General features: G+C 70.1%; 23 protein-coding genes and 1 riboswitch. Of the genes, 11 read left to right on the plus strand and 12 right to left on the minus strand.

What is annotated here, in order from left to right; all coding sequences use genetic code 11:
- Positions 1-66: 66 nt before the first annotated feature.
- Entirely contained in the window at positions 67-873 is an 807-nt protein-coding gene (locus tag AB0C28_RS36760) for an SAM-dependent chlorinase/fluorinase (protein WP_358080199.1), read from the minus strand.
- A 117-nt stretch (positions 874-990) separates the two neighbouring features.
- On the opposite strand from AB0C28_RS36760, the gene AB0C28_RS36765 reads away from it, so the two are divergent.
- Genes AB0C28_RS36765 through AB0C28_RS36775 form a run of 3 tightly spaced genes read left to right on the plus strand, consistent with a single transcriptional unit; the run spans position 991 to position 2,809 of the window.
- Positions 991-1,290: a DUF3263 domain-containing protein gene (locus tag AB0C28_RS36765; RefSeq protein ID WP_346111251.1), complete on the plus strand. Its 300-nt coding sequence runs from the start codon at positions 991-993 to the stop codon at positions 1,288-1,290.
- A gap of 39 nt (positions 1,291-1,329) precedes the next feature.
- Positions 1,330-2,100 (plus strand): trehalose-phosphatase, encoded by a 771-nt coding sequence (gene otsB, locus AB0C28_RS36770; RefSeq protein ID WP_357853392.1) that lies wholly within the window; start codon positions 1,330-1,332, stop codon positions 2,098-2,100.
- Between the two features lie 34 nt (positions 2,101-2,134).
- Positions 2,135-2,809 carry a hypothetical protein gene (locus AB0C28_RS36775; RefSeq protein ID WP_358080200.1) on the plus strand — a complete coding sequence of 225 codons (675 nt, stop codon included), beginning with the start codon at positions 2,135-2,137 and terminating at the stop codon, positions 2,807-2,809.
- Here AB0C28_RS36775 and AB0C28_RS36780 read toward each other — a convergent pair.
- Both AB0C28_RS36780 and AB0C28_RS36785 read right to left on the minus strand, forming a co-directional pair.
- Positions 2,787-3,959 (minus strand): MFS transporter, encoded by a 1,173-nt coding sequence (locus tag AB0C28_RS36780; RefSeq protein ID WP_358080307.1) that lies wholly within the window; start codon positions 3,957-3,959, stop codon positions 2,787-2,789. The genes AB0C28_RS36775 and AB0C28_RS36780 overlap by 23 nt on opposite strands.
- 165 nt (positions 3,960-4,124) lie before the next feature.
- On the minus strand, positions 4,125-5,549 hold the full coding sequence (locus tag AB0C28_RS36785) for a trehalose-6-phosphate synthase (RefSeq protein WP_357853386.1): 1,425 nt from the start codon (positions 5,547-5,549) through the stop codon (positions 4,125-4,127).
- Positions 5,550-5,770: 221 nt separating this feature from the next.
- Between AB0C28_RS36785 and AB0C28_RS36790 the strand changes: the two genes are divergently transcribed.
- The 6 genes from AB0C28_RS36790 (at position 5,771) to AB0C28_RS36815 (ending at position 10,788) form a co-directional block, all read left to right on the plus strand.
- Positions 5,771-6,229, plus strand: coding sequence for an RNA polymerase sigma factor (locus AB0C28_RS36790; RefSeq protein WP_357853506.1), 459 nt, complete (start codon positions 5,771-5,773; stop codon positions 6,227-6,229).
- Positions 6,230-6,308: 79 nt separating this feature from the next.
- Positions 6,309-6,450, plus strand: a riboswitch (SAM riboswitch).
- 13 nt (positions 6,451-6,463) lie between these two features.
- A complete protein-coding gene (gene thrC / locus AB0C28_RS36795) occupies positions 6,464-7,696 on the plus strand; it encodes a threonine synthase (RefSeq protein WP_357853383.1) in 1,233 nt (410 codons plus the stop codon).
- A gap of 24 nt (positions 7,697-7,720) precedes the next feature.
- Complete coding sequence (locus AB0C28_RS36800; protein WP_132331077.1) at positions 7,721-7,996, plus strand: MoaD/ThiS family protein; 276 nt, start codon at positions 7,721-7,723, stop codon at positions 7,994-7,996.
- Positions 7,997-8,243: 247 nt separating this feature from the next.
- Positions 8,244-8,444 carry a cold-shock protein gene (locus tag AB0C28_RS36805; RefSeq protein WP_106250594.1) on the plus strand — a complete coding sequence of 67 codons (201 nt, stop codon included), beginning with the start codon at positions 8,244-8,246 and terminating at the stop codon, positions 8,442-8,444.
- A 329-nt stretch (positions 8,445-8,773) separates the two neighbouring features.
- The gene (groL, locus tag AB0C28_RS36810) at positions 8,774-10,402 is read left to right on the plus strand and encodes a chaperonin GroEL (RefSeq protein WP_357853378.1); all 1,629 of its coding nucleotides are present in this window, start codon (positions 8,774-8,776) and stop codon (positions 10,400-10,402) included.
- A gap of 149 nt (positions 10,403-10,551) precedes the next feature.
- Entirely contained in the window at positions 10,552-10,788 is a 237-nt protein-coding gene (locus tag AB0C28_RS36815; RefSeq protein ID WP_357853375.1) for a hypothetical protein, read from the plus strand.
- Positions 10,789-10,931: 143 nt separating this feature from the next.
- Here the strand turns inward: AB0C28_RS36815 and AB0C28_RS36820 are convergent, their stop codons facing one another.
- Both AB0C28_RS36820 and AB0C28_RS36825 read right to left on the minus strand, forming a co-directional pair.
- On the minus strand, positions 10,932-11,462 hold the full coding sequence (locus AB0C28_RS36820) for a YbhB/YbcL family Raf kinase inhibitor-like protein (RefSeq protein WP_357853373.1): 531 nt from the start codon (positions 11,460-11,462) through the stop codon (positions 10,932-10,934).
- Between the two features lie 63 nt (positions 11,463-11,525).
- The gene (locus tag AB0C28_RS36825; protein WP_358080201.1) at positions 11,526-13,535 is read right to left on the minus strand and encodes an AAA family ATPase; all 2,010 of its coding nucleotides are present in this window, start codon (positions 13,533-13,535) and stop codon (positions 11,526-11,528) included.
- A 121-nt stretch (positions 13,536-13,656) separates the two neighbouring features.
- Here AB0C28_RS36825 and AB0C28_RS36830 point away from each other — a divergent pair, with 121 nt between their 5' ends.
- A complete protein-coding gene (locus AB0C28_RS36830) occupies positions 13,657-13,989 on the plus strand; it encodes a hypothetical protein (RefSeq protein WP_346111262.1) in 333 nt (110 codons plus the stop codon).
- A 292-nt stretch (positions 13,990-14,281) separates the two neighbouring features.
- Here AB0C28_RS36830 and AB0C28_RS36835 read toward each other — a convergent pair whose 3' ends face one another.
- The 6 genes from AB0C28_RS36835 to AB0C28_RS36860 all read right to left on the minus strand — a co-directional run bounded on the left by AB0C28_RS36835 (position 14,282) and on the right by AB0C28_RS36860 (position 21,102).
- Complete coding sequence (locus tag AB0C28_RS36835; protein WP_358080308.1) at positions 14,282-15,196, minus strand: IS982 family transposase; 915 nt, start codon at positions 15,194-15,196, stop codon at positions 14,282-14,284.
- Positions 15,197-15,291: 95 nt separating this feature from the next.
- Complete coding sequence (locus tag AB0C28_RS36840; RefSeq protein WP_357853365.1) at positions 15,292-16,110, minus strand: ABC transporter permease; 819 nt, start codon at positions 16,108-16,110, stop codon at positions 15,292-15,294.
- Positions 16,107-17,114 (minus strand): ATP-binding cassette domain-containing protein, encoded by a 1,008-nt coding sequence (locus AB0C28_RS36845; RefSeq protein ID WP_358080202.1) that lies wholly within the window; start codon positions 17,112-17,114, stop codon positions 16,107-16,109. Before AB0C28_RS36845 ends, AB0C28_RS36840 begins: the two co-directional genes overlap by 4 nt.
- A gap of 237 nt (positions 17,115-17,351) precedes the next feature.
- Positions 17,352-19,004: a DNA repair helicase XPB gene (locus tag AB0C28_RS36850; protein ID WP_357853359.1), complete on the minus strand. Its 1,653-nt coding sequence runs from the start codon at positions 19,002-19,004 to the stop codon at positions 17,352-17,354.
- A 146-nt stretch (positions 19,005-19,150) separates the two neighbouring features.
- The gene (locus tag AB0C28_RS36855; RefSeq protein WP_358080203.1) at positions 19,151-19,504 is read right to left on the minus strand and encodes a DUF4190 domain-containing protein; all 354 of its coding nucleotides are present in this window, start codon (positions 19,502-19,504) and stop codon (positions 19,151-19,153) included.
- A gap of 119 nt (positions 19,505-19,623) precedes the next feature.
- Positions 19,624-21,102, minus strand: coding sequence for an AMP-binding protein (locus AB0C28_RS36860; RefSeq protein WP_357853353.1), 1,479 nt, complete (start codon positions 21,100-21,102; stop codon positions 19,624-19,626).
- A gap of 351 nt (positions 21,103-21,453) precedes the next feature.
- Here AB0C28_RS36860 and AB0C28_RS36865 point away from each other — a divergent pair, with 351 nt between their 5' ends.
- Positions 21,454-22,818: a hypothetical protein gene (locus AB0C28_RS36865; protein ID WP_358080204.1), complete on the plus strand. Its 1,365-nt coding sequence runs from the start codon at positions 21,454-21,456 to the stop codon at positions 22,816-22,818.
- Between the two features lie 46 nt (positions 22,819-22,864).
- On the opposite strand, the gene AB0C28_RS36870 is transcribed toward AB0C28_RS36865, so the two are convergent.
- On the minus strand, positions 22,865-25,237 hold the full coding sequence (locus AB0C28_RS36870; protein ID WP_358080205.1) for a helicase C-terminal domain-containing protein: 2,373 nt from the start codon (positions 25,235-25,237) through the stop codon (positions 22,865-22,867).
- Between the last annotated feature and the right edge of the window lie 43 nt (positions 25,238-25,280).

Below are 25,280 nucleotides of genomic sequence, written 5' to 3' on the forward strand. Positions count from 1 at the left end.
TCAGTCATTCCGACGCTTCGGTAAACAGACCGATACGTGGAGTAATTCCGATCTATGGCTTTCCGCCTACGGAGTGGGCGAAAGTCGGACATGTGCCCCAGGCGGGAGCCCCAGCCGCTGGGCCGCGTCACCACAGTTGATCGCGATGGCGATCAGCCCGGCCGAGTCCGCGAACGCCACCAGTTCCCCCGGCGGCACCGCCGCGTACGTCTCACGGAAGGGAAGCGCGAGCTGCCGCCGCCCCAGCCACACCCCCAACGTGTCGCCCACCCGTACGCCCAGCGCCTGAAGGTCGCCGGCCGCGATCGACAGCTGCGTGTTGCCGTAACGGTCGACCGAGACCACCTCGCCCTCCACCGAGCCCTCGCGCAGCTGCGAGGTCGGCTCGGGCAGCGAGACCAGCCGGGACAGCGGCACCTCGGGCCCCAGGTCCGCCGGAGGCAGCCCGCCGTACAGCCGCCCCGCGACCGGGGCGAAGACATCGCGCCCGTGGAAGGTCGGCGAGACCGGATGCAGGAAGTGCTCGGAGTTGCTGATCTCGTACGCCGCCACCGCGCCGCCGCTGGCGTGCACCGCCCACGAGAGCACCCCGTTGTCGGGGCCGATGAACACCCGGCCGCCCGCCTCGACGGCCACCGCCCGCCTGGCGCCGCCCGCGCCCGGATCGACCGCGCCGATGTGGATGCCCAGCGGCAGGTAGGGGATGGTCTGGGCCAGGACCGCCGCCCCGCGCCGTACGTCGCCGGAGGGGATCAGGTGGCACACGTCGATCACGCGGGCCTCGGGAGCGATGCCGGCGATCACGCCATGACAGGCCGCCACGTAACCGTCTTCGAGGCCGTAGTCCGTGAGGAGCGTGATGACTGAGGTCACATTTGGTGACTGTACGTCCCTCAATCCGCCGTGAACAGCCGCACTCGGCACATTACGATGGCCTCGGGCCGCGTGCGAGCGACGTGACCGTCACTCGCCCCTTTCGAGGAGGACACCATGGGAGCACCGCTCAGCGGTGACAATGCTGCCCAGGAACCGTCCCGACAACCGCTCTCAGAACGCGACATCGAGCTCCTCGCCTTCGAGCGCCAATGGTGGCGCTACGCGGGCGCGAAGGAGCAGGCCATCAAGGAGAGCTTCGGTTTCTCCGCCACGCGCTACTACCAGCTGCTCAGCGAGCTGATCGACAGGCCGGAGGCTCTTGAGCAGGACCCCATGCTGGTCAAGAGGCTGCGCAGGCTTCGGTCCACCCGCCAGCGCGAGCGCGCCGCCAGAAGGTTTGGCATGCGCCCCTGACCGGCTGGGTACGGCAGCCGCGTGAAGAACATCCCTGGAATGGAAGCGATCTTGCGTGATCCGGCAGGCGCCGTGATCGGGCTCGACTTCGACGGGACACTGTCGCCGATCGTGCCCGATCCGGCCCAGGCCGTGATCCATCCCGAAGCGCCGGCCGTACTCGCCGACCTGGGCGCTCACGTCCTCGCGGTGGCCGTCGTGACCGGCAGGCCCGCGGCCACCGCGCTGGAGCTCGGCCCCGGCCTGGCCGACGTTGAGGGGCTGGTCGTGCTCGGCCACTACGGCTTCGAACGCTGGGAGGACGGACGGATCTCCGCGCCCCCGCCCCCGCCCGGGGTGCCCAGGGCCGAGGCGGAGCTGCAACTGCTGCTCGGCACGCTCGACCTCAAGGGCGTCGTCATCGAGGACAAGGGCCGGGCCGTGGCCGTGCACACCAGGCGCAGCCCCGACCCCGAGGGCGCGCTGGCCGTGCTGCGCGAGCCGCTGGCCAAGCTGGCGGAGAAGCACGACCTGGTGATCGAGCCTGGGCGCATGGTGCTGGAGCTGCGGCCGCCCGGCATGGACAAGGGACACGCGCTGAGCCTGTTCCTGGCAGAGAAGGCCGCGAGGTCGGTGATGTTCGTGGGTGACGACCTGGGCGATCTGGCCGCGTTCGACGCCGTACGCGCCTCGGGGCTGCCCGGGGTGACCGTGTGCAGCGGCTCCGCCGAGGTGACCGCACTGGCCGAACGGGCCGACATCGTGGTGGACGGGCCGCAGGGCGTGGTGGCGCTGCTGCGCGAGCTGGGGTCGGCGTTCAGTCGTTCGTGATTGTGCTGCAAGTCCCGCTTTCTAGGGTCGGGGCATGCCCAAGCGTCATCTCGCCGTCGCGGCCCTCACCGCGATCACCCTCCTCGCCGCACCCTTCTCCACCGGCGCCGCGTACGCCACCAGCGCCCCGTACACCGCGAACGCCGCAAACACCGCGAGCACGGCGTACGCCACAAGCGCCGCGAGCACCGCGAACGTGAGCAGCGTCGCGACCACTCAGCCGCTCAAGCTCAGGGGCGGGCTGACGCTCCACCTGCCGATCACATGGGCGGTCCACCGGGTCCGCCCCGACTGGACCCGCGTGGTCACCGGCAAGTGCGCCAAGCCCTCCAGCGGTTACGGCACCCCGGGCTGCCGGAGCTTCTGGGTGCTCGGTCCCAAGGCCATCAAGTACGGCAACGAGTTGTTCCACGCCTACGACGGGAGGCGGCCGTTCTATCCCGCGAGCGACGTGCAGCAGTGCCCGAGCAACGGCAAGTGGGGCCAGACCCTCGGCTCGGCCAAGGCCACGGGGCTGCGCCAGGTCGGCCCCGGGCACAAGGCCGCCTACCGCGAGTGGCGGGCCTCCTGCGTCTCGTACGCGAACGGCAAGGTGAAGTCGCGTTACACGCAGCGCGAGTGGTACCTGCCGAAGACCAGGATCCTCGTCGTCGACCAGTGGAGGACGCCGGGCCTGCCGGACGTGCTCAGGAACGCCGACTGGAGCTGAGCACCCCGGCCACGGCCAGGCCGATGAGCACCGGCACCAGGAGGAACGCCTTCCAGGTGCCGAAGCCGTCCGCGAGCGCGCCGAGCGCGAGCGGGCCCACCGCGATGGCGGCTCCCGCCCAGATCGGCGAGGCCGCAGCGGCCAGGTCGGCCCGGCCTCCCGCGCCGGCGATCAGCCCCGACAGCGCCAGCGGGAAGTGCAACGAGGCGCCGAGCCCGCAGACCACCAGCCCGGCGTAGGAGAGCGCCGGGTGGGTGCTCAGCCAGAACAGCAGCCAGCCCGCGAACGCCACCGCCAGCGCCCCCACGAACAGCGGCACGGGGGGCAGGCGCAGCGCGAGCTGAGCCCCGGCGAACCTCCCGGCCGCCAGCCCGCCCACGAACGCCGTCAGCCCCGTGGCCGCCGTGGCCGCGCTGATTCCCGTACGGCCGGCGAACAGGTCGGCGGCCCACAGGTTGAACGTGAACTCCATCGCCACGCAGCAGAACAGCACCAGCCCCGCCAGATGAAACCCCCACCCCGGCCTGCCCACCGCCTCCGTACCCGCACTGGCTTCGGCCGGCTGTTGCGGGACAGGAGGCGATGGCGGCCAGACGCGGCCCATGAACAGGGCCAGCAGCACGCTCACGACCGGTGTGACCAGCAGCGCCGCCCGCCAGCCGAACGTGCTCTGGGCGACCACGCTGAGGCAGAACGTCATCCCCATGCCCACCACCACGCCCACGGCGTTGGCCTCGCTGATCGCGGCCGGGCCCGCCGGGCCGTGGTGGTCGCTGAGCGCGGCCATGGCGGTGTAGAGCATGATCGAGCTGAACCCGCCCGAGACGCCGTACCCGAGCATCGTCAGGGGCAGGGCGTCGGCGGGGACGATCACGAGCAGGCCGGCGTTCATCCCGGCCAGGCCGATCCAGGTCGTCGCGCGCCGGCCGAACCTGCGGGTGAGCGCCGGCAGCAGCAGCCCGGCCACGATTGTGCCCACGGCCATGGCGGTGCCGTGCAGGCCCGCGACGGTGGCCGGGACGCGCAGGTCGGCGCGGAGCAGCGGCAGGGCGGCGCTCAGGCCGTACATGTAGGTGGCGAACGCGCCGAGCTGCAGGTAGATGAGCCAGGTCGGGCGATCTCTGATCAGCCGGATGGGCGGTAAGACCATGCTCACCCGGCAGCCTCCTGATCGGTGAGGGGCGTCGCCTTCTCATGGTAGGTCAGCGCGCCGAGCCCGCTCGGAACCGGGGGCCGAGCAGACTCAGGCGAAAACCCGCAGAGCAGGCTCGGGCGAAACCGCTGAGCCGGATCGGGTGAGAACCCCCGAGCCGGCTCAGGTCAGGGCGTCGAGCTGGGCGGCGAACCACTTCTGCGGCGGCAGGGCGGTCGCGGCCGCGTGCAGCTTGTCGCGGCGCATGCGGCGCTCGTCCTCCGGCATGACCAGCGCGTCGTGCAGGGCCGCCGCGGTGCCGCTGATGTCGTACGGGTTGACCAGGAGCGCGTGCTGCCCCAGCTCGGCCGCCGCCCCCGCCTCCCGCGACAGCACCAGCGCGCACCGCTCGGACAGGACAGGCCCCTCCTTGGCGACCAGGTTCATGCCGTCGCGGATGGGGTTGACGAGCAGCACGTCGGCCATCCGGTACGCGGCCAGCGAACGCGGATAGTCGTCGTTGACGTTGAGTATCAGCGGGTCCCAGTCGTCGGTGGCGTACTCGTCCTCGATCTCCTGGGCGCGGCGCTGCACCGAAGCGGTGTATTCGCGGTATTCGGGCAGGTCGTGCCGGCTGGGATAGGCGAAGGCGAGGTGGACGACCCGGCCGTGCCACTCGGGATGGGCGGCCAGGAACTCGCGGTAGGCGATCAGGCCGCGGACGATGTTCTTCGACAGCTCGGTGCGGTCGATGCGGACGATCAGCCTGCGGTCGCCCACCTGGTCCCTGAGCGCGGTCATGTGGGACTCGACGTCGGGCTCGCTGGCCCGCTCCCACAGTGCCGAGCCGTCCACGCCGAGGCTCTGCACCCCGATGCGGGTCGTGCGGCCCTCGTGGGTGACGCTGCGCCCGACGCGGTCGGCCTCGGCGCCCAGCAGGCGCTCGCAGCAGTCCATGAACGCCTGGGCCCATCTGTCGGTGAGAAACCCGGCGTGATCGGCCCCCAGGATGCCCTCCAGGACCTCGCGCGCCACCTCGTCGGGCAGCAGCGAGAAGTATTCCGGCGGCGCCCACGGCGTGTGGCTGAAGTGGGCGATGCGCAGGTCGGGCCGCTCGGCGCGGAGCATGGCGGGGGTCAGCGTAAGGTGATAGTCCTGCACCATCACGCGGGCGCCGTGGCCGGCCTCCTCGGCCAGCGCCAGCGCGAACGCCCCGTTGTAGTCGCGGTAGGACTCCCACTCGCGCTCGAACCTCGTGCCGAAGTTGGGCGTGTTGGGGATGTCGTAGAGCAGGTGGTTGACGAACCACAGGGTGGAGTTGGCCACGGCGTTGTAGGCGCGGTGGAAGACGGCGGGCGCGATGTCGAGCATGCGCAGCGGGCCCGTGTCGTAGCCGGCCTGGTCGATGCGGCCGCCGGAGGCCAGGCGCACGGCGCTGCGGTCGCCGTCGGACAGCGCGGCGCAGACCCACAGCACGCCGTCGTCCTTGGCCACGCCCGACAGGCCCGAGACGAGCCCGCCGCCGCCGCGCCGCATGGTCAGCTCGCCGTCGTCGGAGACGGTGAAGGAGACCGGGCCTCTGTTGGAGGCGAGCAGGACGCTGTTCATGGACATCCTCGGTCAGTGAGTCGCGGGATTGTCGCGGGATTGACGCGCGGACCGCGCCATCTCGCGTGCGGCGGGGCGAGGAAGTCAACTAGGCTCCCATCGATCACAAACATAGGATCCCATCTATGGCGCTTGATGAGCTAACCGAGGAACTCGCCCGCTCCGCGGCCGGAGGAGACCATCGCGCACTTGGCGAGCTCCTGGCGCGGATCGAGCCTGACGTGCTGCGCCACTGCGCCCGAATCCTCCCTTATCACCAGGATGCGGAAGAGGCCTCGCAAGATACGTTGCTGGCCGTGGCGCGCAACATCGGCCGCTTCGAGGGGCGGGCCAGGTTCAGCACCTGGCTGCACATCGTGACCGCCAACTGCGCGCGGACGACGTACCGGACGCTCAAGCGCAGGTCGGCCGAGCAGAGCTCGGACGAGCTGCCCATGCAGAAGCCCGACGTGCGGCGGGTCAGCGTGATCGCGGGCTCGCGGCTCGACCTGCTCGACGCGATGGAGGCGCTGGAGGCCGACAAGCCCGACCTGGCGCAGGCGCTGGTGCTGCGCGACATCGTCCAGCTCGACTACAACGAGGTGGCCGAGCAGCTCGGCATTCCGCTCGGCACCGCGAAGTCCCGCATCCACCAGGCGCGCAAATACGTGCAGGGTGTCCTGGGCGAGGATTATCGCTGAGACCACCCGTCCCACATGGTGAGACAGGTGGAAGTTTCGGCCACTTGAGCGGGTAGAGTCCAGTTCAACAACTTCATATTGCTCATCCAGAGGGGTGGAGGGACCGGCCCTGCGAAGCCCCGGCAACCCTCCCGGCTTTCGACTCGCGACCTGGCGAGGCCGACCGGGACTAGGTGCCAATTCCGGTTCGCGGTCAAGGTGGCCGTGGGCGAAGATGAGGGAAGGCCTCGCTTCATGTCGCTCGACTTTGGTCCTGCTGTCGGTCTGTCCTGCCGCGAGTGCGGCGCGCGTTACCCCCTGGGTCCGAGCTTCGCCTGTCTGGAGTGTTTCGGGCCGCTTGAGGCGGCCTACGACTTCGGCACGGTGACCCGGGCGGACATCGAGTCCGGCCCGGCCAACATCTGGCGTTACCGCGCGCTTCTCCCCGTCCCGGCTGACGTGACCGAAAAGCCGAATATGAACCCGGGCTGGACCAAATTGGTCAAGGCCGGAAACCTCGGCAAGTCACTGGGCCTCAAATCCCTGTACGTGAAGGACGACTCGGGAAACCCCACCCACTCCTTCAAGGACCGCGTGGTCGCCATGGCCGTCGAGGCGGCGCGCAACTTCGGCTTCCACACGCTCTCCTGCTCCTCCACGGGCAACCTCGCGGGCGCGGTCACCGCCGCCGCGGCGCGGGCCGGGCTCGACGCGTGCGTGTTCATCCCGTCCGACCTCGAAGCCGCGAAGATCGCCATGGCCCGCGTGTTCGGTGGTCGGCTGATCGCGATCGACGGCAGCTACGACGAGGTCAACCGGTTCTGCTCCGAGCTGATCGGCGACCCCATGGGCGACAAGTGGGGCTTCGTCAACGTCAACCTGCGGCCCTACTACGCCGAGGGCTCCAAGACGCTCGCGTACGAGATCGCCGAGCAGCTCGGCTGGCGGCTGCCCGAGCAGATCGTCATCCCCATCGCCTCCGGCTCCCAGCTCACCAAGATCGACAAGGGCTTCAAGGAGCTGATCCAGCTGGGGCTGGTCGAGGACACGCCCTACAAGATCTTCGGGGCACAGGCCGAAGGCTGCTCGCCGGTGTCGGCCGCGTACAAGGCCGGTCACGACGTCGTCCAGCCGGTCAAGCCCGACACCATCGCCAAGTCACTGGCCATCGGCAACCCGGCCGACGGTCCCTACGTGCTGGACATCGCACGACGCACCGGAGGGGGCGTCGAGGACGTCACGGACGCCGAGATCGTGGCCGCCATCAAGCTGCTCGCCTCGACCGAGGGAGTCTTCGCCGAGACCGCGGGCGGGGTGACCGTCGGCGTGCTGAAGAAGCTGGCCGAGAGCGGCAGGCTCGACCCCGAGGCCGAGACCGTGGTGCTGAACACCGGCGACGGGCTCAAGACGCTCGACGCCATCAGCGACGACGCCGCGCCCACGGCCGTGATCCGGCCCTCCCTCGACGCGTTCCGCGCGACTGTCTGACAACCAGGAAAGGCGACATTTACCATGAGCGTTTCTGTGCGGATTCCCACCATTCTGCGCACGTACACCGGGGGCAACGCCGAAGTGAGTGGCGAAGGCGCGACTCTTCGTGACGTGCTCGCCAAGCTGGACTCCGACTACCCGGGCATCGGCGCGAGAATTCTGGATGAATCGGGCAAGATTCGACGTTTCGTCAACGTTTATGTTGGGGAAGAGGACGTCCGTTTCGCCCAGGGTCTCGACACTCCCGCCCCAGAGGGCACGCAGATCTCCATCATCCCCGCGGTCGCCGGCGGCTGAGTGCCGCGGCATCCCCGATCGTGGAAGGCGCCCCTTGTGGGCGCCTTCTGCTTTTCCAGGGCTAATTCACCGTTGTACGAGCTTCGCTGCGAAGAAATACCTGGTTTGCAGATTGACTCTGTTGCCAAACCCCGTGCCACAGGTATGGTCGAGGGCGATCGTCTGCATGATTTTCAGTTATGTCAGGCGATTACAGGCCTCGCGGAGGAATGGGCGAGATCTGAGAGACCAGTAAGAGGAGTCGGAAGTGGCGCAGGGCACCGTCAAGTGGTTCAACGCGGACAAGGGCTACGGCTTCATCGCGGTAGACGGTGGTAAGGATGTATTCGTCCATTACTCAGCGATCATGATGGACGGGTACCGCTCTCTCGAACAGGGTCAGCGCGTCGAGTTCGAGATCACGCAGGGCCAGAAGGGGCCGCAGGCGGAGTCCGTCCGCACGGTCTGAGGTCACGTCAACTGGTATGCACCGGGCGGGCTCGCACGGCAGCGCAGTCCGTGCGAACCGTCACCTCTCAATCGTCGACTCGCGTGCGGCGAGCTGCTTCGGGCGGCTCGCCGTACTGACTTCTGACCTGGGGAGGAACATCCGGCGCGGGTGCGTTCGCTTGCACTCGGCAGGGTAGAGTGCTAAACAGTTCGTTGGCACTCTGTGCAGCAGAGTGCCAACATCGGATCGAGACGATGGGGTCTGCCGAACGGAGATGCGGGCCCATGCCGTCGCGGGCGTCGGCTCGGTCCACGACAAGCCACCCTGTATCTGGGAGGTCTAGCCTTATGGCAGCCAAGATGATCGCGTTTGACGAGGACGCCCGGCGCGGTCTCGAGCGCGGTATGAACCAGCTCGCCGACGCCGTCAAGGTGACTTTGGGTCCCAAGGGCCGCAACGTCGTGCTGGAGAAGAAGTGGGGCGCTCCCACGATCACCAACGACGGTGTGTCCATCGCCAAGGAGATCGAGCTCGAGGACCCTTGGGAGAAGATCGGCGCCGAGCTGGTCAAGGAAGTCGCCAAGAAGACCGACGACGTCGCGGGTGACGGCACCACCACCGCCACCGTGCTCGCCCAGGCGCTGGTGCGCGAGGGTCTGCGCAATGTCGCCGCCGGCGCCAACCCGATGGCCCTGAAGAAGGGCATCGAGGCGGCCGTCGAGCGCGTCAGCGAGGAGCTCTCCAAGCTGGCCAAGGACGTGGAGACCAAGGAGCAGATCGCCTCCACCGCCTCCATCTCCGCCGCCGACCCCGAGATCGGCTCGCTCATCGCCGAGGCGATGGACAAGGTCGGCAAGGAAGGCGTCATCACCGTCGAGGAGAGCAACACCTTCGGCCTTGAGCTCGAGCTCACCGAGGGCATGCGCTTCGACAAGGGCATGACGTCGATGTACTTCGTGACCGACTCCGACCGCATGGAGGCCGTGCTCGAAGACCCGTACATCCTGATCGTCAACAGCAAGGTCTCGGCCAACAAGGACCTGCTGCCGCTGCTCGACAAGGTCGTGCAGTCCGGCAAGCCGCTGCTGATCATCGCCGAGGACGTCGAGGGCGAGGCCCTGGCCACCCTGGTCGTCAACAAGATCCGAGGCCTGTTCCGCTCGGTCGCGGTCAAGGCCCCGGGCTTCGGTGACCGCCGTAAGGCCATGCTCAACGACATCGCGATCCTGACCGGCGGTCAGGTCGTCGCCGAGGAGGTCGGCCTCAAGCTCGAGACCGCCACCCTCGACCTGCTGGGCCGCGCCCGCAAGGTGGTCGTCACCAAGGACGAGACCACGATCGTCGACGGTGCCGGTGACGCCGAGCAGATCGCGGGCCGGGTCAACGAGATCCGCGCCGAGATCGAGCGCACCGACTCCGACTACGACCGCGAGAAGCTGCAGGAGCGCCTGGCCAAGCTGGCCGGCGGCGTGGCCGTGATCAAGGCCGGCGCCGCGACCGAGGTCGAGCTCAAGGAGCGCAAGCACCGCATCGAGGACGCCGTGCGCAACGCCAAGGCGGCCGTCGAGGAGGGCATCGTCCCCGGTGGTGGCGTGGCCCTGCTGCAGGCCGGCGCCAAGGCGTTCGACAAGCTGGAGCTGACGGGCGACGAGGCCACCGGTGCCGCCATCGTCAAGAAGGCGCTGGAGGAGCCGCTCAAGCAGATCGCGGTCAACGCCGGCCTTGAGGGCGGCGTCGTGGTCGAGCGCGTGCGCAACCTCACCCCGGGTGAGGGCCTCAACGCCGCGACCGGCGAATACGTCAACATGTTCGAGGTGGGCATCCTCGACCCGGCCAAGGTGACGCGCTCCGCGCTGCAGAACGCCGCTTCCATCGCGGCGCTCTTCCTCACCACCGAGGCCGTCATCGCCGAGAAGCCCGAGAAGACCCCCGCTGCGCCGGCCGGCATGCCCGGCGGCGGCGACATGGACTTCTAGGTCTTTTCTCGTCGTAAGAACGAAGAGCGGTCCGGGCTTTTCCGGGCCGCTCTTGTTTTGTTTGACTGCCATTACGTTTCACAATTGCTCGGCTACTCCAAGTGAGGAAGGGTGGTGCCACCACACCACCTGTACAAAGGAGTAAGAGGATGCTTTCCCGCAGCAAGCGCATTTTCGGCGTCGCCGCCCTGGCTCTCGTCGCCGCCACCACCGCCCCGGCCGCCCCGGCCTTCGCCGAGCGGAGCGCCCTGTCGCTGAACGACATCCCCCTGCTGCGTGAGCTGCAGGGGCCGATCTGCCTGCCCAACGCGCAGACCGGGCTCACGGTGCTCGACGCGCTGCTTCCGCAGCTCATGGCCTGCCCGGAGGGCTGGCTGGCCGACTGAGGCCGCCCGGCCCGCGGCCGGATCCGGCCGGCTTCGGCCGCCGGTGGGCGGGCCCGGCTGACACACGAGGTCGCCGGCGGTGACGATCGCCGGCACGAAAAGCGCCCCGCCGCCGTGGCGGGGCGCTTTCATGTGTCTCGCGGTCAGACGCCGTAGAGGGCGACGATATGGCCGCGGGCCAGGGTGTTGGCGGTGATGTTGAAGCCCACCACCGCCGGGCTGGCGTCGCTGTCGACGCCCAGCCGGTCGACCCCGAGCGCGTGGACCGTGAAGACGTAGCGGTGCGGGTCGCCGGGGGGCGGGGCGGCGCCGCCGTACGCCTTCGTGCCGTAGTCGTTGCGCGCGTGCCCGGCGCCCTCGGGCAGGCCCTTGAAGTCGGGAGAGCTGCCCGCGCCCGCGGGCAGCTCCGTCACCGAGGCGGGCAGGTCGAACAGCACCCAGTGCCAGAAGCCGCTGCCGGTGGGGGCGTCGGGGTCGTAGCAGGTGACGGCGTAGCTCCGGGTACCCTCGGGGGCGCCGGACCAGCGCAGGTGGGGAGACTGGTTCCCGCCCGTCATGCCCCAGTCGTTGAAGACGTGGAGGTCGGGGAGCCTCGCGCCGTCCTGGAGGTCGTCACTCTCGACCGTGAGCGCGGGAACCGACGGCAGGTATTCGTGTGGAAGCGGTGCGGGCACGGCATCCTCCTAGGTTGAGAGCTGCTTGCCCAGCCATCCTAGAAGCGGCCGTGCCCGCCGCTCTCACGCCGTCAGCTGCGCCGGGAGCGTCTTGTCGTGCAGGACCGTCAGGGAGGTCACCGCTCGGGTCAGCACGACGTACAGCCGGGCCAGGCCCCTGGGCTCGGCGGCGACGATGTCGGCCGGCTCGACCACGATGACGTGGTCGTACTCCAGACCCTTGGCCAGCGTGGCGGGCACGATCAGCAGGCGGTGCTCCTGAGCGGCGTCGGGGTCGAGCACGGCGTGGGGGAGCTCCGCCAGAGCCCGCGAGACCTCGTCGATGAGCGCGTCGGGGACGATGACCCCGATCGAGCCCTCCTTGTCCAGCGCCTCCTGGGCCGCCCGGGCCACCGAGCCGCCCTCGCTCACGGTGAGCGAGCCGAGGCCGGGGCGCAGCGAGCGCGGGGCGGCCAGGGCGGGCGCGATGGAGGGGAGCAGCCGGGCGGCGTAGTCGAGCACCTCGCGCGGCACACGGAAGCCCAGCGTCAGCTCCGTCACCTCGCCCTCGCCCTGCCCCAGGTGGTGCAGCACCGACTCCCACGAGGTGGTGGACCACGGCGTCGTGCCCTGGGCCAGGTCGCCCAGCACGGTGGCCGAGCCGTTGCGGCAGCGCCGGCCGAGCGCGCGCAGCTGCATCTCGGACAGGTCCTGGGCCTCGTCCACCACGAGGTGGCCGAGCGACGGCGTGCGCTCCATGAGGTCGCCCAGCTCGTCGAGGAGCGCGGCGTCGGCGGCGGACCACTTCGCCGACTTCCAGCTCCGGTACGGCTTGCGCCAGATCAGCAGCTCCTGCTCCTCCGGCGACAGATCCGACTTGGCGGCCTTGACGGCCCGGCCGAGGAAGCCGGGGTCGGACAGCAGCCGGAACAGCACCTGCTCGGGCGTCAGCTTGGGCCAGACGGCGTCCACGAGCTGCTTGACCGGCTTCGACCTGGCCACCGCGTCCTGCACCCGGTCGTCGGGAGACTCGCCGCGCTGCTCCATCCTGACCAGCACCATGTGGGCCAGCCGCTGCGCCAGGGCGGCCCGGCCGGGGTTGTAGCGGGTGGTGCCGCGCAGGGAGGCCACGATCTCGCGGACCTCGTAGTCGGCCACCCGGTGGCGGTAGGCGCCCTTGGTGAACACCAGGCCGTCCTCGGGCTTGACGATGTGCAGCCAGAGCGCGGCTTCGAGCACCGGCGCCATCCTGGCGTCGCCCTTCACCGCAGCCACCAGCGGGTCCTCGGGCGCCGCGTGGTCGCCGAGCAGGCCCGCCACCGTGGTCTGGTCGACCTTGACCTCGCCGAGCGCGGGCAGCACCGAGGAGATGTAGGACAGGAAGGCCCGGTTGGGGCCGACGATCATGACGCCGGACCTGGCCAGCCGCTCGCGGTGGGTGAACAGCAGATAGGCGGCGCGGTGCAGGCCGACGGCGGTCTTCCCGGTGCCGGGCGCGCCCTGCACGCATACGGTCTGGGCCAGCGTGGCGCGGACGATCTCGTCCTGGTCGGGCTGGATGGTGGCCACGATGTCGCGCATGGGCCCGGTGCGGGGCCGTTCGATCTCCTCGGTGAGGATCTTCGACGGGCCGATCTCGCCGCCCTCGCCGAGCGGCTCGTCCTCGAACGCGGTGAGCGCGCCGCCGTGGTAGCCGAAGCGGCGCCGGCGTACGACGCCCATCGGGTCGGCCGGGCTGGCCTGGTAGAACGCGCGGGACACCGGCGCCCGCCAGTCGATGACCAGCGGCTTGCTTCCGCCGTCGTGGACGTGGCGGCGGCCGACGTAGATCGTGCCGGGCAGGTCGTCACCCGCGGCACGGTCGAGGCGGCCGAAGAACAGCGGCGTGTCCGGATGGTCGGCCAGGGCGGCGACGCGCTGGTCGAGCAGCGACTGGAGGATCTGCTGCGACACCCAGTCGCCGGCCGCGTCGGCGGACAGGGACTGGGCGTGGGCGCGCATGGCCTTGAGCGCGGCCCTGGACTCGGCCAGATGCGCCTGCTCGGCGGCCAGCACGTCGGTGGGTATGTCGGGTGCCAGCTGGTGTGCGGGCATGCGGAAGTGCCTCCCTGTCGGTTTCGGAGGTGGTCAAGGCAGCGAATCGACCAGTTTAACGGCGACTTCGACATGACTCCAAAGCATTTACCGGCGGCGGTCTGGGTACGCACAGGAGGTGGTGCGGGTCCAGCTTCGTTTCTCGCCGGTCATCCCCACGATCGCGAGCTTCCTGCTCGCCGCGCTGTGGGGTCTGTCGGTGTTCGCTGGGTGGGGGGCGCAGGCGTTCTGCGCGGGCGGGGAGGCCGCCTCACTGTGCTCGCAGCGCCTGTCCACGGTCTCCGCCGTCTCGGGGCTGTTCGCGGTGCTGGCCGCCTGCTGCACGGTGGCCGCCTGGCTGCTCCCGTGGCCCAGGCACGATCCCCACGCCTTCGCGCGGCTGATGGGCGCCGGGGTGCTGGCATGGATCGTCGCGGAGGGTGTGCTCTTCCTCGGTGGCCTGCTCGTGCGCTGAGGGGCCTGCCGGTGCGCCGAGAGGGCATGTTTGACGTGCTCGGCTTGCGCGAATTACCACAGATCCGTACGTTCGTAACGAACCTGGGAACACCGAGATAATCGGGCATTTCAGGTGGGTTTGTCGGATCATGGGGGTATGTCGCAGGCGGCGTGATAGTACGCAGGTGAGGGGGGTGGTTCGAATGTCGTCGGCCCGCGGAGTCTCGTGGACATGACACCACGCGGATGTGCCCGGCCGCTCGGGCGAGCGGCCGGGCATCACCATTCCTAGATGATTGCTTCCAAGGGGTTCAGTGGTCGTAGGCGGTCAGGGCACGCATGACGGGCTGGCCGGTCTGATCGTTGTGCCAGATCACGCTGGTCAGTGCGAGGATCCGCTGTAGGACGCGGACCATCACGCCGGCCGCAGTGCGGCCGCGGTGGCGTTCGAGGTCGAGCTGGCCCTTGAATGTCTCGTTCACCGACTCAATAAGCTGCCGTAGCGGCCTGAACAGCTGCGAGCCGGGACGCTCGGCCTCGTCCTTACGGGCAGGCCGCAGCAGCTGGAGGCCCAGCTCGGTGAGCCGCTGCTCGAAGCCGACGCCGAAATGATTCTTGTCATCGATCAGGGTTTGACCGGGCCGGTCGGTGGCCAGCCGCGGTTCGACATCGAATATGGCAAGCAGGGTCTCGCGCTCGTCGGCCTTGGCTCCTGTCAGCGCGAACGCCACTGGCAGTCCGTGCAGCGTGCACACCAAGTGCAGCCGCAGCCCCCAGAAGAACCGAAAGTGACTGGCGCAGTACCCGTACTCGGCCCACTCTGCCAAGTCCGAGCGTTTGACGGTCTCCCGGGAGCGGCCGCACTCCACCGGAGTGGAGTCCACTACCCACACGTCGTCCGACCAGAGCATGGTGTCGACCGCGAGCAGCCGGATGACCTGCTGGATCAGCCTGCCGGCCTTGCGCAGCCGTTTGTTGTAGCCGGGTGCCTTGGGCAGATACGGGAACAGGTGCCCCAGGTGCGTACGGGCGTGGCGGATCCACCGGCGCTCGGAGGTGAAACCGAGCAGGGCCTGCATCACCGACAGCGTGACCAGCTCGGCGTCGGACAGCCTGGGTGGAATCCCCACCGTCGGCCGCCACGGCGCTAGCTCCGGGGATTCCAGCAGCAGATCGTCGGTCCGCACAAAGAGTGCGGTCGTGAGGGTGTCCAGGTCAGCATCCAGCGTCTGAGTCCTCCACGGTTCAGCGTTGACCAGCACCGATCCTGGACACTCGCCCGACAGGCCCGGCGCGTCGTCGCCTGGCCCGATCGGCTGCGTCACGCCGCCTTCCGATAGGCGCGGAAGGCGTGCGTGGACATCAGGCCCATCACCAGGGCTGTTGCTGCGAGCAGCCCCAGGTGTGCCCAGAGCGTGCTCCAGTCGATGTGGGCGAGCATCGCCTCCCGGGCCGCGGTGACCGCCCATTCCATGGGGTTGTAGTCGGCGACGTGGCCGACCCAGGCGGGTGCGAGGGCAAGGTCCATCACGGCCGAGCTGAGGAACATCAGCGGCAGCGTGGTGAATTGGGAGATCGCAATGAGCGTTGCCTGCTGGCGGGTCAGCAGGGCGACGACGTCGGACAGCGCCGAGAAGATCAGGGACAGCAGCACTGCGGCGAGGAGTGTGACGGCGACGCCGGCTGCGCCCCCGGGGAAGCGGGCACCGGCGAGCAACGCGATGGCCACGATGATCAGGCTCTGGATGAGCGTCTGGATCGCCTGGTAGGCCATGGTCGCGATCACCAGGGCAACCCGGCTGGCCGGGGAGGTGAGCATCCGGTCCATCACGCCGCGGTCGATGTCCTGGAGGTAGGTCGTTCCCGCCCATGCGCTGGTGAACAGCGCGGTCATCATCACCACGCCCGGGGTGAGAAACTGCAGGAAGCCGCCGTCTGCGTGGGTGAACCCGGGCAGGTTCACGACCGAGCGGAAGAGCTGGCCGAACAGCAGCAGCCAGATCACCGGCTGGACGAGGCCGATAATGAGGAAGGTTGGCATCCGCCTCAGGCTGCGCAGCAGCCTGCCGGTCAGTAGCGCGGAGTGCGTGATCACGGTCAGCGGAGCCGAACTGGCGAAGCGCGCGGGTGCGGTGATCACTTCGTCACCTCCAGAGTCTTCGGGGCCGCGGCGGCGTCGAGGCTGTGGCCGGTGTGCCGGAGATAGACGTCATCGAGCGAGGGCCTGGCGAGCGTCGCGGAGCTCACCGCGACGCCCGCTTCCTCCAGCGCAGCAAGGACCGGTGGCAACGCCCGGGCACCGTCACTGGTACGGCCGCGGACGGTGCTGCCCTCCAGGGTGATCTCCCGCAGCTCGGGCACCGTCCGCAACACCGCAAGCGCCCTGTCGTCGGCCTGGGCGAGTTCCACGTGCACCGCATCGCCGCGCAGCTCGCTCTTGAGCTCGTCCGGGGTGCCCGCGGCGACCACCGTGCCGTGATCGACGATCGCGAGCCGGTCGGCGAGGTGGTCGGCCTCCTCCAGGTAGTGCGTCGTCAGGAGCACCGTCATCTCCTCCTGCCCGGCCATCCGCGCGATCTCGGCCCACATCTCGCTGCGGGCCTGCGGGTCGAGCCCCGTCGTCGGCTCGTCGAGGAAGAGCACCTGGGGGCGATGCATCAAGCCGAGCGCGACGTCGAGCTTGCGGGCCATGCCGCCGGAGTACGTCTGCACCAGCCGGTCCGCGGCATCGGCCAGGCCGAACCGGTTGACGAGCTCGCGGGCCCGCGCCACGGCATCCCGGCGGGACATCCCATGCAGGCGCCCGGCAAGCAGCAGGTTCTCGGTTGCGGTGGCCATCGGGTCCGTGCCGGGCTTCTGGGACACGAACCCGATCGCCCGGCGCACCCGCTCCGGCCGCGTCCGCACATCGATCCCCGCCACGCGCGCGGATCCGGAATCGGCGGCCGAGAGCGTCGAGAGGATCTTCACCGTGGTCGACTTGCCGGCCCCGTTCGGGCCGAGCAGCCCGAAGACGCTCCCCTTCGCCGCGGAAAAGCTCAGCCTCCGCAGTGCCGTGACCGGCGCCTTGCTCCGGCCCGCAGGATAGGTCTTGACCAGATCGACGGCCTCCACAGCCGGATCTGTTTCCTGGGCAGCACCCATCGTCACACCCCTTGTCAGGATCTGGTGTGACTTCCACCTTCCTGGTGTCACCGGACACGAGGAGGCTGAATGGCGAGGGTGGGACCCTACGGTGAGAAGTCGCCACAGACGCTAGCACACGAGGGCATGTGGCCAGTTCCGAAGCGGACCAGGGCACCCGCCGCCCTGAACACCTACGACCGCTGCCCCCTTGGAAGCAATCATCTAGGGGCGTCTCAGACGCCCCTCAGACACCACTCAGACGCCGCCGAGCACGTCGTCGGCGTCGATGATCTGGTACGCGTACCCCTGCTCGGCCAGGAACCGCTGCCGGTGCGCCGCGAACTCCTGGTCCACCGTGTCCCTGCTGACCACCGTGTAGAACCGCGCGCCCCCGCCGTCGGCCTTGGGCCGCAGCACCCGCCCGAGCCGCTGCGCCTCCTCCTGACGCGAGCCGAACGTCCCCGACACCTGGATCGCGATGGCGGCCTCAGGCAGGTCGATGGAGAAGTTGGCCACCTTCGACACCACCAGCACCTGGATCTCCTTGTCGCGGAACGCCTGATAGAGGCGTTCGCGCTCCTTGACCCGGGTCTCGCCCTTGATGACCGGCGCGTTGAGGTGCTCGCCGAGCTCGTCGAGCTGGTCGATGTACTGGCCGATGACCAGCACCTGCTCGCCCAGGTGGCGCCGGACCAGCGCCTCGGTCACGTGCGTCTTGGACGGCGTCGTGGCGCAGAAGCGGTAGCGCTCGTCGGACTCGGCCATCGCGTACGCCAGCCGTTCCTCGTCCGTCAGCGTCACGCGCACCTCGACGCAGTCGGCCGGCGCGATCCAGCCCTGGTTCTCCATCTCCTTCCAGGGCGCGTCGTAACGCTTGGGGCCGATCAGGGAGAACACGTCGCCCTCGCGCCCGTCCTCGCGCACCAGCGTCGCAGTCAGCCCGACCCGCCTGCGGGCCTGGAGGTCGGCGGTCATCCGGAAGATCGGCGCGGGCAGCAGGTGGACCTCGTCGTAGACGATCAGGCCCCAGTCGCGGGCGTCGAACAGCTCCAGATGGCTGTAGACGCCTTTGCGCCTGGTGGTCATCACCTGGTAGGTCGCGATGGTGACCGGGCGGATCTCCTTCTTGGTGCCGGAGTATTCGCCGATCTCGTCCTCGGTCAGGGACGTGCGCTTGAGCAGCTCGGTCTTCCACTGGTGGGCCGAGACCGTGTTGGTGACCATGATGAGTGTGGTGGCCTCGGCGTGGGCCATGGCGGCCGCGCCGACGATGGTCTTGCCCGCCCCGCAGGGCAGCACGACCACGCCGGAGCCGCCGTTCCAGAACGCCTCGGCCGCCTCGCGCTGGTAGGGGCGCAGCTCCCAGCCGTCCTCCAGCAGCTTGATCGGATGCTGCTCGCCGTCGACGTAGCCGGCCAGGTCTTCGGCGGGCCAGCCGAGCTTGAGCAGCGCCTGCTTGACGTTGCCCCGGTCGCTCGGGTGCACGGCGACGGAGTCGGCGCCGATCCGCTCGCCCAGCATCGGCTGGATCTTCTTCGAGCGCAGCACCTCTTCGAGCACGGCCCGGTCGGTGGAGGTGAGGGTCAGACCGTGGACCGGGTCCTTCTCCAGCCGGAGCCGGCCGTAGCGGGCCATGGTCTCGGCGATGTCCACGAGCAGCGCGTGGGGCACCGGGTAGCGGCTGAAGCCGATGAGCGCGTCGATGACCTGCTCGGCGTCGTGGCCCGCGGCGCGCGCGTTCCACAGCGCCAGCGGGGTGACGCGGTAGGTGTGGACGTGTTCTGGAGCGCGTTCGAGCTCGGCGAACGGGGCGATCGCCTTACGGCAGGCGTCGGCTCTTTCGTGGTCGACCTCAAGCAGCAGCGTCTTGTCCGACTGGACGATCAGCGGTCCATCGCTCACTGGCATTTCTCCGTGGGGTTCAGACGGGGGCTCGGCGCGACAGGACCATCGTCTCGTGATCCCGGCGTCCCCGCTTCAAGACTCCAACAACGGTGGAGCCAGGATTAGTCCACGATGCCGGCTGAGGGACCGGATGGGGGCGGCCGCGCGGCCTAGTCGTCGAACGCGCCGCTGACCCCGAGGATGACGAAGCCGGCGATGGTCAGCACGAAGCCCGCGCCGAACAGGATCCAGCTCCACATCACCATGCTGCGGGCCGAACGCGGATCGGTGTTGGCCCGGCCGAGGGCCAGGCCGGCCAGGATCGCGCCGGGAATGCCGAGGATGTTGCAGCACGAGACGACCGCGAGCAGGTTGAGCACGAGAGAGACGATGGCGTTGGCGTTGGGGCCGTTGTTACGTGGTGGAGGCGTGCCGTAGCCGTAGCCGTACTGCGGGGGCGGCTGCTCACCGTAGGGGGCACCATAGGGCTGGTACGGATAGCCCGACGGGTTTTCCTGACTCATGTTCACCTCCAGACAGGTCAACACTTATCACGGAATTGGCCGGCGCCTGACCCGATGTACGAGATCACAGGGCCTCCGGGCATCGCTCGCGCGAGATCGCCGGGCCGTCCGGGCGTCGCTCAGCCGAGTCGTTCCCGCAGTGCCTTCCTGTCCAGCTTGAGCACGCTCGTCACCGGGACGGAGTCGACGAAGCGCACCTCACGGGGATACTTCACCCGCCCCACCCGGTCCCGAGCCCACCCGATCAGCTCCTCGGCCGTCACCTTCGCACCCTCCCTGAGCTGCACGAACGCCACGACCTCCTCCCCGAGATGCGGGTCGCGGCGGCCCACGACGCCCGACAGCACGACGTCCGGATGCCGGTTGAGCGCGTCCTCCACGTCGCGCGGGAAGACGTTGAAGCCGCCCCTGATGATCAGGTCCTTCTTCCTGTCCACGATGTAGAGGTAGCCGTCGTCGTCCACGCAGCCGATGTCCCCGGTCCGCAACTCGGCCCCGACCAGCGCCGTGCCCTCGGGGTCCGGCTCGTGCTCGCCCCAGTAGCCGAGCATCAGCGACTCGCCCGAGACGCAGATCTCGCCCACGTCCCCCGTCTCCACCGCCTCGCCGTCGCCGTCGCGGACGGTGATCGAGTAGCCGGCCAGCGGCAGGCCGACGCTGCCGACCCGGCGCCGGCCCGGCGGGTTGAAGGTGGTGACCGCGCTCGTCTCGGTCAGGCCGTAGCCCTCCAGGATCTGCGTGCCCGGCATCCTGCGCTCGAACTCCTCCAGCGCCTCCCGGCCGAGCGGCGCCGCGCCGCAGGTGAGGAAGGCCAGGTCGGGCAGTGGGTGCTCGTCGAGCGGCTCGGCGAGCAGCAGGTGGATCATGGTGGGGACGACGCTGCCGTACTGGACGCGGTGCTCGGCGGCCAGCGCGAGGAACGCCTTCGGGTCGAACCAGCGCATGAGCACCGCCTGCTGCGGCTCGGTGGCGTGCATCGAGGCGACGGTGACGATCAGCCCGTACGCGTGCGACAGCGGCACGGGGATCAGCGCGCGGTCGAGACCCTCCTGGCGGGACAGCTCGAAGGCGTCCTTGGCGACCTGCCACAGGCCGCGGTGGCTGAGCATGACGCCCTTGGCCCGGCCCGTGGTGCCGCCCGTGTACATGAGGGCGGCCAGGTCGCCGGGGGATCTGGTCACGGGGCCGCGTCCGGTCGACTGCTCCAGCTCCGCCGTGTCCACGTAGACGGGGATGTCCACGTCGGCGGCGCGTACCGTGGCGGCCAGTTCCGGCGAGGAGACGATGGCGCGGGCGCCGCTGTCGAGCAGGATGTGCCGCAGTTCCTCCGGCCCCACCAGGAACACCACCGGCGTCACCACCGCGCCCGCCGCCCACAGCGCCTGGTAGATGAGCGGCACCTCGGGGCAGTTGGCCATCATCACGGCCACGCGGTCGCCGGGCCGGATCCCCGCCTCGGCGAATCCGCCGCACATCCGGCGCGCCCGCTCGGCGAGCGTGTGACTGCGGTGCCAGACGCCCTCGTAGAACACCGAGTCGTGGTCGTCGAAACGGTCCCACGACTCCTCGGCCAGACGGCCCAGCGTTTGCTCGGTCACATGCCCAACCTGATGCGAGTGAGGAGGCGCAGTCAAGTCTCCTTCGCCTTGACTAGTCATTGTGGACGGTCTTCATGTAGCCCGTAAATGAGCATAAATCCGCTTTCGTGTCATTTGTGTTTTCAGTTTGGCCGGGATCGTGTAATGGTGGAAGATCTGAGGGCCGCGAGGTCTTGAGTAGTGAGGAAAGGTCCGCTCTGCGTATCCGGCCCGACCTGACTGCGCGACTGTTTTCGCAGGTAGGGCTGGAGATGGTGACGCTGTGCGACCCCGCCGTACGCGAATGAAGAAACTTGTTGGGCAGGAAAGCTTCCTGTAGAAAACTTCCCCGTTAATCCCGAGGTGACTTTCGTGACCGAAACGCCTGTACCGGGCGAGATCGACCTCGACAACATAACGCTCACCGGAAGTCTCAGAACGGTCGGTGACCATCTCCGTGCCGTGGCCGGTCCGGCCACGGGAGACCTCAGCCGGAGGGAGGCCGACGCGCTGCTCTGCCCCTACCTGGAGCCGGGCGGCTTCCCCGAGGCGATGCGCCGGCTGACCACCCGCCACCTGCTCGTTCTCGTCGGCGAGGAGGAGACGGGCCGGCGATTAGGCGGGCTCGCGCTGCTGTCGCGCATGTCGCTGGCCGAGAGCACGATCACCGTGCTGTCCCCGGCGGCGGCGGCGGGCGAGCTGCTGACCGGCATCGACTACGAGCCGGGCCGGGCCTACCTGCTGCACGACTGGATCACGCCCAGCACCGACCGCACCGAGCTGGTCAACCTGGCCCGCAAGCTGGCCGAACTCGGCTCCTACCTGGTCGTCACCAGGGGCGGCGAGCTCTCCCAGGCGGTCGAGGTGGAGCAGCGGTGGACCGTGCCGGACCGGGGAGAGCTGTTCGACCTGTGCCTGCGCACGTTCGACCGGCGCGCGGGGCTCGGCGGCGACGAGGTGGGCAGGGCCAGGGACCTGGCGCTGACCCTGGCCACCCCCGCCGAGGTCGTGCGCCTGGCCGCGCGCCTGACCCGGGGCGACGAGCCGGCCGGTGACGAGGTGGCGGCCTGGTTCGACACCAAGCCGCCCATCCGCGAGGTGCTGGCCGTGGCCGCGCTGGCGTTCACCCACCGGCTGGCCGGCTCCGTCTACGAACGGCAGCTCGCCCGGCTGGAGAAGCTCTGTGAGGAGCAGAGCCACCGTCCCGCCTCGGGGCCGCTGATCGGCGCCGAGGGCGGGCTCACCGGCTTCCGCGCGGCCCACCAGCGCGAGCGGGTGCTGGGGGAGCTGGTCGCGCGCTACGCCTTCTGGCTGTGGCAGCCGCTGCGCTCCTGGGTGCTGTCGCTGCCGGGGCAGGGGCCCGCGGTCCAGCTTCGCGCCGCGGAGGGGGTGGCGCTGCTGGCCCGCCACTCGCCGAACGAGGTGCGGCAGGAGTTCCTGGAGGTGTGGGGGCAGGGGAGCGCGGCCGAGCGGGTGGCGGCGGCCAACGTGCTGTCGTACATGTGCGCCGACGACACCCTCGCTCCCGAGGCACTCGGGGTCGCGCTGCGCTGGGCGGCGGACCCCGCGGACATCAGGGCCACGACGGCGGCCCTGGCGCTGGGCGGCGGGCTGTCGGTCCGCTATCCGGCCGACTCCGACCTGCAGCTGCGGCGGCTGGAGTCGGCCGGTGGGCCCGCCGCGGCGGTGGCGCGCCAGACGCTGACCCGGTCACTCATGACCGCGTCGCACCGCTGACCCGGTAACCCGGCCTTCTCGTTCGCGGGCCTCGCGCCGTCGCAGGTCAGAGGCCCGACACGCCGGTGATGCGGTGGAGGGCGAAGCGGTGGACGGCGGCCCTGGTCTCGTCGTACGCGGTCAGGTAGCCGCCCTCCATCCTGGCCGGCTCCAGGATGCGCGAGGTGGCGTTGCCCTGCGAGTCGAGATAGCCGATCCACACCCGTACGCCCTGCTTGATCGCCTCCTGGAGGGCCGAGATCGTCGCGGTGGCGGGCCCGCGCGGCACCTGGCCGGCCGGCGCGTCCACGGGCTCACGCCGGGCCAGGTGGGCCGCGTCGCCGGCTCGCAGGGCGCGTACGGCCGCCGCCGCGACCTCAGGATCGAGGCCGTTCGGCGAGGCGACCGCGCGGACCGGGGCCAGCCCTTCGGTGCGCCGGCTCTCCAGCTGGGAGATGATCACGTCGCCGTCCAGCGACTCGGCCACCGGCGCGTACCCCATGGCCCGCAGCGAGTCGACCAGCGCCGCGCGCGGCGAGCGGGAGGCGATCACGGTCGGCGCGAGCCGGCGCAGGCGCAGCGCGGACGAGCGGCGGTCGGCGGTGATCTGGTCGAGCAGCGCGGGGTCGTCGCAGCGGATGTACGCGCTCGCGGTGCCCACCCTGATCCGCCCGTGCCGCCTGGCCACGTCGGTCACCAGGTAGGACAGCGCCTGTGGCACCGGCGTGGCCGAGTGTCTGGCCAGCATGGAGACCAGCTCCTCGCCGCCGTGTCCCGCGTCGAGGGCGCGCCTGATCGAGCTCTCGCTGAACCGGTAGACCGTGGCCCCGCCCTTCGACTCGATGTCGGCGGTGAGCGTCATCCAGCGGTTGAGCTCGCTCGTCAGCGGGCCTGGCGCGACGGCGGTCAGGTCGGCCTGGAGCAGCACGTGATCGACCGGCTCAGGCAGCAGCGGGGCGAGCACAGCGGCCGCGTCGCCGCCCTCGACGAGCACCCGCCCGTGCGTGGACAGCGCGCCCAGCCCGGTCACGCCCACCTGCTCGGCCTCCCGCAGCGCGAACTCGGTCAGCTGCTCGCGCAGCGGGCCCCTGCGGCGCGGCTGCTCCCACGCCAGCCGTTCGAGCACGGCGTCGCGCGCGGGCGCGAGGCCGGGAGCCGACGCGAGCACGCTCATTGTGGCCGCCCTGATGCCGGGCGCGGACGAGCGGCGCAGGTCGGCGTGCAGGGCGTTGAGCGGCCTGTCGCGCTCGTCGCGGTCGCCGACCAGGCCGGGCACGCGGTCCATGGCCAGCCAGGTGAGCGCCAGCGCCGTCCACCGGTCGGCCGTCCCCCTGACCCGCCACAGGTCGTAGCCGGAGGTCGGCAGCCACTCGCCGTCCACGCCACCGCCCGCGGCGATCAGCCCGGCCGCGTGCGCGACCTCGATCACCAGCGCGGTCACCCACTCGGGCAGGTCCAGCTCGCCCGCCGTGCGCTTCAGGTCGCGCACGCCCAGCCCTCCGGTACGCAGCACGCCCGGCGGCTCGACGCTCCACCGCTCGCACAGCTCCTCCACGGACCTGACGAACGAGAACGCCTGCCCGGCCGCCGTCCGGTCGGCCAGCTCGGCATCGCGCGCGGCCCCCTCCAGCGGCGGCGGCACGGCCAGCAGGTCGCGGTGCACCCGGCCGCCGCGCAGGTAGAGGCCCACCTCGCGGGGCAGCGCCACGATCTCCTCGCCCGTGGCCGCCAGCAGGCCGCGCGCCAGCAGTTCCTCGATGGGCGAACGGGCCGTGGCCACGCTCACCTCGCGCCTGGCGTTGGGCACGCGGCCGGTCGGCGGGCCCCAGACGAGCTGGTCGAGCGCGCCCCTGGCCTCCGGCGAGACCGACTCGATCAGCGCGGCGGGCCGGGCCAGCGCCGCCGCCAGCCGTTCCTTGCCCGAGCCGGTGGTGCCGGGGGCGACGTCGTCGGCCATCTCCTCAAGCTGCTCGGGCGCGTGGTGCCGGAACGCGTCCACGGCCCGCGGGCCCAGCCCCGCCGGGTCGTCGAGCAGCTTGCGTACGCCGGGTCCCAGGTCGAGCGCGTCGTCGGGGCCGTAGACGAGGGCCAGGTCGTACAGCCGGTCGAGGGCGGCCGACAGCGCCGGCTCAGGGTCGGCGCTGCCCGCCTCGCCGGTCGCCAGGGCGTTCTCCGGATCGGCGCCCGCCAGCGCCGCCCGGATGAGCTCGCGCAGCTCGTCCTTCGGCACCGGGCCGTCGCGTACGGCCAGCGTCTCCACGACCGCCAGCGTGAACCGGTCGAGCCGGTCGAGAACGCGGCCGATCGCCGACGGGCTGCCCGCTCGTGTGGCGAGGCCTTCCAGATGCGCGGGCACCGGAGTGATCAGCTCTGGCCGCGCGGAGACGAGCGCCCGCAGCTGTGCGTCGGTGCGTCCCCTGATCCACTCCGTGAACTCCATCGTTGCCATGGTATGTCCCCCCTGATTGGGGCAGCATTGCTAG

Origin of the sequence: Nonomuraea sp. NPDC048892, from assembly GCF_040649735.1 — a bacterium.
GTDB lineage: Bacteria > Actinomycetota > Actinomycetes > Streptosporangiales > Streptosporangiaceae > Nonomuraea > Nonomuraea maheshkhaliensis.